This is a genomic window from Xenorhabdus anantnagensis (assembly GCF_028598555.1).
GTDB lineage: Bacteria > Pseudomonadota > Gammaproteobacteria > Enterobacterales > Enterobacteriaceae > Xenorhabdus > Xenorhabdus anantnagensis.
This window is the reverse complement of the sequence record NZ_JAQRFN010000085.1, coordinates 1-873: the sequence shown is the minus strand read 5'-3', so window position 1 is coordinate 873 and position 873 is coordinate 1. Positions and strand designations below refer to the sequence as shown.

Annotated in this window: 2 protein-coding genes; one reads left to right on the top strand and one right to left on the bottom strand. The window is 51.4% G+C overall.

The genetic code is table 11. From position 1 onward, the window contains the following. The coding region (locus tag PSI14_RS19975) for a CHC2 zinc finger domain-containing protein (RefSeq protein ID WP_273577726.1) at nt 1-431 on the bottom strand (431 nt) is incomplete at its 3' end. 104 nt (nt 432-535) lie between these two features. On the opposite strand from PSI14_RS19975, the gene PSI14_RS19970 reads away from it, so the two are divergent. Continuing rightward, a partial coding sequence (locus PSI14_RS19970; protein WP_273577725.1) for a helix-turn-helix domain-containing protein occupies nt 536-873 on the top strand: 338 nt, incomplete at its 3' end.

Below are 873 nucleotides of genomic sequence, written 5' to 3'. Positions count from 1 at the left end.
CGCCGCTTCGCCAGATAGGCCTGTGCTTCCGGGGCATTGAGCAGCGTATGGTGATAAAACTCAACCACCCGCGACAGCAGCGCCTGCTGCCCGGCAGCATCCCCGGCCAGCTCCGCAGGCTGTACCAGCGGCTCGACGGAGGGATTGACACCCAGCATGGCACGCAAACGTTCCACGGCATGGCGCAGGCTCAAGCCTTCGGTTTTCATCACCCAGTCCAGCACCGAGCCGCCTGCATCGCAGCCAAAGCAGTGATAAAGATTTTTCGCTGGCGTAATGACCATTGACGGTGTTTTTTCCTGATGAAACGGGCACAGCACGGTCATGTCCTTGCCGCGCTTAAAAAGCTGCCGACCTTGCTGCTCAATGATAGCCACTAAGGGAACGGCTGTTTTCAGGTGTTGCAACTCTGCTTCGGGAATGCGAGCCATAGCTAAGTTCCTTCTTAAAAACCTTGTCAATAGACATTAATGTAGATTAATATATCTATATATTGTGAGATTTGCAACAAGGCAACTAAAAAGGAGACGGTACAATGAGCCCCCTTGATTCATTGTGTGCAGGGTTGGATATGACAGCATTTGCAGAACGTCTTCGCTTGTTGCGTGAAGCTCGTAATTTAAATCAGGTTCGATTAGCTGAGCTGCTGGGCGTTGATCCGCGGGCTTATAATCGTTGGGAGAAGGGAGCCAGTGCGCCCCATCTTGAGACCGTGATTAAGATCGCTGATGTGCTTCAGGTGACATTAGATGAGCTGGTTGGGCGTAAAGCGGTATCGGATGAAGTTAAAATCCGTAACCACACCTTACATGCTTTATGGCAAAAAGCGGATATGTTGCCGGACACGGATCAACAAGCCTTGATCGTGGTGCT